Source organism: uncultured Sunxiuqinia sp. (assembly GCF_963974515.1).
GTDB lineage: Bacteria > Bacteroidota > Bacteroidia > Bacteroidales > Prolixibacteraceae > Sunxiuqinia.
Window position 1 is genome coordinate 44286 of record NZ_CAXBDD010000017.1, and the last position, 7368, is coordinate 51653.

At 47.3% G+C, this 7368-nt stretch carries 6 protein-coding genes; 4 read left to right on the forward strand and 2 right to left on the reverse strand.

Features of this window, described 5'->3' with window-relative positions:
• Nucleotides 1–113 precede the first annotated feature (113 nt).
• On the forward strand, nt 114–2360 hold the full coding sequence (locus tag AAC033_RS06510; RefSeq protein ID WP_339736538.1) for a hypothetical protein: 2247 nt from the start codon (nt 114–116) through the stop codon (nt 2358–2360).
• Nucleotides 2361–2365: 5 nt separating this feature from the next.
• Here AAC033_RS06510 and AAC033_RS06515 read toward each other — a convergent pair whose 3' ends face one another.
• Complete coding sequence (locus tag AAC033_RS06515) at nt 2366–2887, reverse strand: hypothetical protein (RefSeq protein ID WP_339736539.1); 522 nt, start codon at nt 2885–2887, stop codon at nt 2366–2368.
• 244 nt (nt 2888–3131) lie between these two features.
• Here AAC033_RS06515 and AAC033_RS06520 point away from each other — a divergent pair, with 244 nt between their 5' ends.
• Complete coding sequence (locus AAC033_RS06520) at nt 3132–4775, forward strand: alkaline phosphatase family protein (protein ID WP_339736540.1); 1644 nt, start codon at nt 3132–3134, stop codon at nt 4773–4775.
• Nucleotides 4776–4791: 16 nt separating this feature from the next.
• Here the strand turns inward: AAC033_RS06520 and AAC033_RS06525 are convergent, their stop codons facing one another.
• Entirely contained in the window at nt 4792–5403 is a 612-nt protein-coding gene (locus AAC033_RS06525) for a hypothetical protein (protein ID WP_339736541.1), read from the reverse strand.
• Nucleotides 5404–5527: 124 nt separating this feature from the next.
• Here AAC033_RS06525 and AAC033_RS06530 point away from each other — a divergent pair, with 124 nt between their 5' ends.
• Both AAC033_RS06530 and AAC033_RS06535 read left to right on the forward strand, forming a co-directional pair.
• Complete coding sequence (locus AAC033_RS06530) at nt 5528–6727, forward strand: anaerobic sulfatase maturase (protein ID WP_339736542.1); 1200 nt, start codon at nt 5528–5530, stop codon at nt 6725–6727.
• 2 nt (nt 6728–6729) lie between these two features.
• The gene (locus AAC033_RS06535; RefSeq protein ID WP_339736543.1) at nt 6730–7140 is read left to right on the forward strand and encodes a secondary thiamine-phosphate synthase enzyme YjbQ; all 411 of its coding nucleotides are present in this window, start codon (nt 6730–6732) and stop codon (nt 7138–7140) included.
• Nucleotides 7141–7368 lie beyond the last annotated feature (228 nt).

The window sequence follows — 7368 nt, forward strand, 5'->3', positions numbered from 1 at the left end:
TGTGCTTCGTGATCTTGACAAAGTGCCCGGATTTTTGTAACTTCAAAAAGCTTGCACCGCGCACTCAGTATCCGTCAGGATTACTGCAGCCATCCGACAGGTTATCCCCATGTATGATGGATTTCGATGGAAAAGAAAATGAACACGAAACGATTAGGAAAGAGGAGGTCGCCATGTCAACGATTCAGCAATTGGACAAAATAGCCATTAATGTCAAGTCTCATCGCTTACTTAAACGCTTACTGAAAGAAAACCCACGCCTCGAAGAGATTATGCGCAGTTCACGCAACGAGACTGAAGCCTTGATTGGCGTGCGCAATTGGGTGTTGGAAGATTTGAAGCAGAAGCCGGATGCATACCGCTTTTACCAACAGGATGGGAGCCGGGTTACGGCCGGGGAATTAGCTTGGTCTGATTTTGCTGCCATCCGTTTGTTGGATTATATTGATTATGCCGATCAGGAATATCCGGATTTGAATTTGCATGGTGAACTGGCTGTGAGCAATCCTGTTAAAATGATTTGGCTGGCCGTAAACTATGGTACTGGTGGGGCCAAGCCGTTCTTCTTCGACGACATGTTGGAGCTTTTTCGCCAGTATCGTGGTGAGCGTAAACGCAAGATGCCCTCTGCCGGACAGTTGGAGGAATGGATGGAGCGTTTTCCGTCGGGCTGTGACCCACGGATCGTGAAGTTGCGGGAGGAAAACCGCGACCGCATCATTCGCGTAATCGTTCGCTTGATTGATGAAGGAGTGGTGAAAAGTGAACGGTTTCATTTTTTGGAAGGCATGTCAGACGAACAGAAATATCTGCAGGTACTCGATTGGTGGACAGATTACCGGTTTCATTTGAAATTTGCTGTTCGCACACCCGAGCTGCTCAACGAGATGCTGGGTAATTCGCTCGATCCCGATACCATGAAAATTCTTTATGAAGCCCGCGATATCGGAATCCCGTTTTTTGTCAATCCGTACTACCTATCCTTGTTGCATGTGCGTGTTCCGTATTTTGCCATTGGTGCCGATCTGGCCATTCGCGATTACATCATCTATTCCCGGCAGCTGGTGAGTGAGTTTGGTCATATTTCGGCTTGGGAAAAGGAAGACGTGGTAAGACCAGGTGAGCCGAATGCCGCAGGTTGGCTGCTTCCTACCTCGCATAACATTCACAGGCGTTACCCCGAGGTGGCTATCTTGATTCCCGATACTGCAGGACGTACCTGCGGAGGGCTGTGTGCTTCTTGCCAGCGCATGTTCGATTTCCAGAATGGAAACTTGTATTTCGACCTGGAGAAGTTGAGACCCAAAGAAGGCTGGACGGAAAAGTTGCAGCATTTGATGGATTATTTTGAAAACGACTCGCAATTACGCGATATCCTGATTACTGGCGGCGATGCGCTGATGAGTTCAGATAACGCGCTTGAACAGATTTTTGAAGCCGTGTGTGTTATGGCTAAGCGGAAGCAGGAGGCTAACCAGTTTCGCTCTGAGGGCGAGAAGTACGCAGAGTTGGTTCGGGTGCGGTTGGGCACGCGGTTGCCGATCTATTTGCCGCAGCGAATCACACCAAAGTTAATTCAGATTCTCACTGATTTCAAAGCCAAAGCCGAGATGATTGGTGTCCGGCAGTTTGTCGTTCAAACCCATTTCGAATCGCCTATGGAGGTGACGCCCGAAGCCCGTAAGAGCATTGAACTGTTGCTTTCTGCCGGGTGGACCATCACCAATCAGCTCGTGTTTACCACAGCGGCATCGCGTCGTGGCCATGCTTCCAAATTGCGGCAGGTGCTTAATGATGTAGGCGTGCTGTCGTATTACACATTTACGGTAAAGGGTTACATGGAGAACAACCACAGTTTTGCCGTTAATGCCCGGTCGGTGCAGGAGCAAAAGGAGGAAAAGGGGTTTGGATACATTCCGGCAGAATATTACGATGACATACGCCAGTTTCCAATGGAAGCTGAACACATGGCGGATAAGATTAAGCAGTTGCGCGAGAAGGAAGATCTGCCCTTTCTGGCTTCCGACCGCAATGTGTTGAACCTGCCAGGCGTAGGGAAAAGCATGACATTCCGGGTGATTGGCATTACCCGCTATGGGCGGCGTATTTTGCAGTTTGATCACGATCAGACCCGTAAGCACAGTCCCATTATAAATAAAATGGGCAAGGTGATCATCATTGAGTCCAAGTCCATTAGCGAGTACCTGCAACAGTTGGAAGGCATGGGTGAGGAAATCAGCGAATATGAGAGTTTGTACGGCTACTCCATTGGCGAAACCGAATTTCGTATCCCGATTTATGAGTACCCTGATTATGACTTTACACCCACAAATGCCATGACCAACCTGGAGGTTGGTTAAGTGAACTACAAGGTTCCGTTCACCAAGGCATAGGCTACAGAAAGCTTAAATCGGTAGAGCGAGAAGCTGGCACCGCTGACTGCGTCAAGCTCGTCGAGCTTGTTCGTTTCCAACAAGGCCTTCTCGTAGACGGGATAGGCAATGGCCGGAGTTGTGCCCGTGATACTCATTTTTTTGCAGTAAGCTTCGTCTCCCTCTTTTCCACGACCATCCTGGTGAACTTCATCGTAGTCGAGCCGGACAATCTTCCCGGCCTGGACTTCAAACTCTACTACGTGTTGGTAATCGAAATCATCGGCAGGCGACTCGCCCCGGTATCGGCCATCCGGAAGATCGAGTTCTGCTGACGGCAATCCGGTTTCACGAATCATCTTTGCATAGCGTACTTTCACACTGTCGATGGGCGAGCGTTCAATCATGAGGTGAATGGCGGCCAGCTGATCAATCACTTTTTGTTGACGGTTGTCTTGAGCATTGAGTGTCGTCACGGCACAGGCGAGGAGGAGAACAAGCAGTACATTTTTCATGGTTGTCGATTTTACTTTTGGTCATTTCGTATTAAGATAAGACAAGGTAAGGCATATTTACCCCTAAGCCAGCTTTTTTCGACTACCCTATTCAGCTGTTCGGCAAGCGGTATTTAGGACCAAAATTAACCGGGGATTGAATGCCCGAAGCGTCGCACTTCTATAATTATTTCCAATAAATTTCGTTCAGTTAGTGAGTTCAGTTCTTTTTTATATTTTTGAGTCGCGTTTAAAAATCTATACCATGCTGAATCGACTACAGATACTCTTTTCCCTATTTTTTATCGCTCTGGTTTCGCTGTCTTTTGCGCAACAAATCCCGAACGCACCCGGAGACCAGACCCGTTTGGTGGTGGTGGTGAATGTGGAGCAAATGCGGGCCGATTACATAACCCGGTATTGGAACCAGTTTCAGCAAGGTGGTTTTCGTCGTCTGATGCAAGATGGAGCAGTTTGTACAAATGCTTCCATGAATTTGCACATTCAGAAGACTGCCACTGGCGTGCCGACACTTTTTACGGGGGTTTATCCCGCCCGGCACGGGATTGTCAACGATTCGTGGTATGATCGCCTGCGTCGAAAGGAAGTTAATGCCTTGCAAGATGACTATTATATCACGGTAGGAAGCGATTCGAAGGAAGGGCAGGTTTCGGCGGCTAAATTGCTTAGTCCAACTGTTGGCGATATATTGAAACTCAATACAAGAAATGTTGCTCGGGTGTTTTCCGTGGCCCTGAATGCGAATAGCGCAGTTTTTTCCTCTGGTCATGCAGCTGATGGTGCTTACTGGATGGACGAGTTGACCGGGAACATGATCAGCAGCTCTTACTATGTAGACCAGTTTCCGGATTGGGTGCGACAATTTAATGATAGGCGGTTTGCCGATTTTTATATCGATAACGATTGGGAACCACTGTTGCCTTTAACCAGTTATTACGAAAGCGTGGAAGATGGCTATTTGCTCGAACCTGGCTATTACGGCAAATGGAATACTTTTCCATACAACCTGAACCGGCTGAAAAAACAGGCAGGGAGCTATAAGATTTTGAAGACCACTCCGTACGGAAATCAGCTGGTTAAAGATTTTTCGCTGGCGCTGATTGAAGCCGAGCAACTCGGTATGGATAGCACCCCAGACTTGCTGGCGATCAATTTTTCGTCGATGGATTATGAGCAGGGATCGTTTAGTCCAAATTCCATGGAGATGCAGGATCTGTACCTTCGGCTCGACCGGAACATGGAGCATTTACTCAACTTCTTGGATCAGCGAATAGGTCGCGACAGGTATTTGCTGATTTTGAGTTCGGCTTGTTCATCGACCTATCCGGTTAATTATTTGAAGGAGGAATTTAATATGCCTGTTGGTTTTGTGGCTCCAGAAAGCATGGTAGCTCTGTTGAAGTCGTTTCTCAATATCAGTTACGGGCAAGGCGATTGGGTCGAATTTGTGAGTGATCAGCAAATCTACCTGAACCGCGATTTAATTGAGAAAAACAGCTTGCATTTGGCCGATGTTCAAGCCAAGGCGGCCTCTTTTATCAACCAGTTTGAGGGGGTGAAGATATCTTTGCCAGCCATTGATTTTGAGCAGGGCGATTACGTAAAAAGTCAGCTGGCTGCGATAGCCAGTTCGTTTAACTTTAAACGGTCGGGAGATGTGCTCTATGTGTTGGAGGAAGGCTGGCAGCCGGAGTATAAATTTAAACGAACCATTTATAATGACAACAGTCGGATTCCTATGATTTGGATGGGGAAAGGCATCAAACGCGGATCGACACTAAAACCTGTTGATGCGATTGACATGGCACCTACACTGCTGCATTTGTTGGGGTACGGAACACCTCCGCACTGCTCTGGCCGTATTTTGGAAGAACTTATTGGGCGGTAGCTCGTTTCGACCCAAATTAATACCTGGTTGAATAATAAAAACCAATGCTGAGGTTGATGGTGTGCCGTCTGAGGTCGTACCAGCGATAGGGAGACTCGGGATCATATTCGTCCCCCAGTTTCCTGAACCAATCCCATTCGTTGTTGATAAACGTATGATAACCCGCCTTAACGACCAGAAAGTTGCTCCATTTTAAACGATAGCGGTAGCCAATTCCGGCTTCGTAGATAAAACCCTTATCCTGCTTCCGGTTGTTGAGGCGAAAACCATAACCGCCTTCGACAAAAGCCAGCGGTGTGTTGGAACCTTTGTTTAAATAGGCTTGGGCATTAACCACTACCGGTAAGGTAAACATGTTGGGATCTTCATAGTTCAAAACCGCAACGGCGACGCCGGTTGACAGATGGTATCCCGAAAACCAGTTGGCCGAAGCCTTCAGTCCATAAGATGAAGGAGAATAAGTATCGGTGTCATACACGTGGTCAGTTTTTAAACTTGAGTGAACGCCATAAAAACCTTCCACGCCATAAAAAAAACCTTGATTCCTGATCAAGCTCTGGGCATGTGCTATCTGAAAACTACATGCGACAATCAAAAGACTTAACGTGAAGGTAATCCGTGTTTTCATTTTTTTTAATTTAACCTGATCCAATTGAAGTTGAAAGATATCAAAATAACAGTTAAAATGGAAGACTGTTGGTTTTGTAATTGTTTTAGTATGTTTGTGTTTTTGATTAGCAGAGGAGAACGATATGGCAAAGAAATTTAAACCCCTTAATTCCGTCTTAATTAAGCCGTCCGGACCGGATTGCAATTTGAACTGCACCTATTGCTTTTACCTGGAGAAATCGGAACTGTTTCACCAGAGTAAAACCCACCGCATGAGTCCGCAGGTACAGGAAGAGACCATCCGGCAGGTGATGCAGCAATCGGGCGACAGCGTCTCGCTGGCCTGGCAGGGAGGGGAACCGACCCTGATGGGATTGGAATTTTATGAGCGTGCCATTGAGTTGGAACAAAAATACGGGCATGGTCAGATGGTGGGCAACGGTCTGCAGACAAACGGACTTTTACTGAACCGGGACTGGGCCAAATTCCTGAGAAAATACGATTGGCTGGTGGGTTTGTCCCTGGATGGGCCCAAGCATATTCACGATCACTACCGATTCGATTTGGGTGGAAAAGGAACCCACCAGCGCGTGGAGGACAATGCAAAAATGCTGCTTGATGAAGGTGTTTCGGCCAATGCCATGTGTTGTGTGACGAGTCACTCGGTTAAGTATCCCGAAGAATTGTACAACTACTTCAAAGGTTTGGGCTTAACTTTCATGCAGTTTATTCCAATTGTTGAAACCGATAAGAACGATTCGTCCAAAGCGGCTGACTTTTCGGTGTCAGCCGAAGACTATGGGCATTTCCTGAATAAGCTGTTCGATTTGTGGCTGGCCGATTTTAAAGATGGCCAACCCACGACTTCGGTTCGTCATTTTGAATCGGTTTTTTACAGCTATGTGGGCCTTGAAGCGCCCGAATGCACCATGATGAAGGAGTGCGGCCCCTATGTTGTGATTGAACACAACGGGAACGTTTATAGCTGCGACTTTTTTGTTGAGCCAAAATGGAAGTTGGGCAATGTGATGCACGACCGGGTGATCAACATGCTGAATTCAAAAAAGCAAACCCTGTTTGGACAGGCCAAGGCACAGTTGCCACGCGAGTGTAAGCAGTGCCGCTGGCTAACCAAGTGCTATGGCGGTTGCACCAAAGACCGGATTAAAGATCCGCTTGACCAGCGGAAGCCGCGCTTTTGTACTTCCTACAAACTATTTTTCAGCCACGCAGATCCCGTGCTTTCGGATATGGCTGTTCAGTGGCAGCAAAGCCAACACGACAGGCAGCAGTCGCAGCAAAGCGGCGGCGTTTACAACGCGTTTGATGACTTTATGAAGTGACCATGATTCAACAAAAAGAAATACGACTGCCGGAATTTAAAAGAGGTTTTCACCTGATTACGGATTTGATTAGCCGCGAACTTCCGGATTTGCCGGACAAAGGTTTGCTTCATATTTTAATCAAACACACCTCAGCCGGAATCACCATCAATGAGAATGCTGATCCATCGGTTCGAACCGATTTTAATTCCTTTATGAATCAATTGATTCCTGAAAACCATCCGGTTTATACCCACACCTTCGAAGGAGCTGACGATATGCCTGCCCACCTCAAGTCGTCTATTTTGGGAGCTGAGCTGACCATTCCGATTACGAATGGGCGCTTGAACCTGGGAACCTGGCAGGGAATTTACCTGGGCGAATACCGTGATTACGGAGGTTCCCGAAAACTGGTGTTAACGGTTTATAGTTAGCTACAAGCTACATGTAGCGTGAACGAACCGCGATTTAAAAGCCCCTGTGAAAAGCCCAAAGGTTTTGAAAGCACTTTGGGGGTGACTGGACTGGAAGCCTGATGGGGTATCCTGAACTTGTTTCAGGATCTGCCGGCAAGCACTGGCTTGGCGCTGGCTGCGAAGCTGATTGTTTTTTGTCACACCCGAAGCATTCTACCTTATTCCCGAAGAACAATCCCTTAGTTA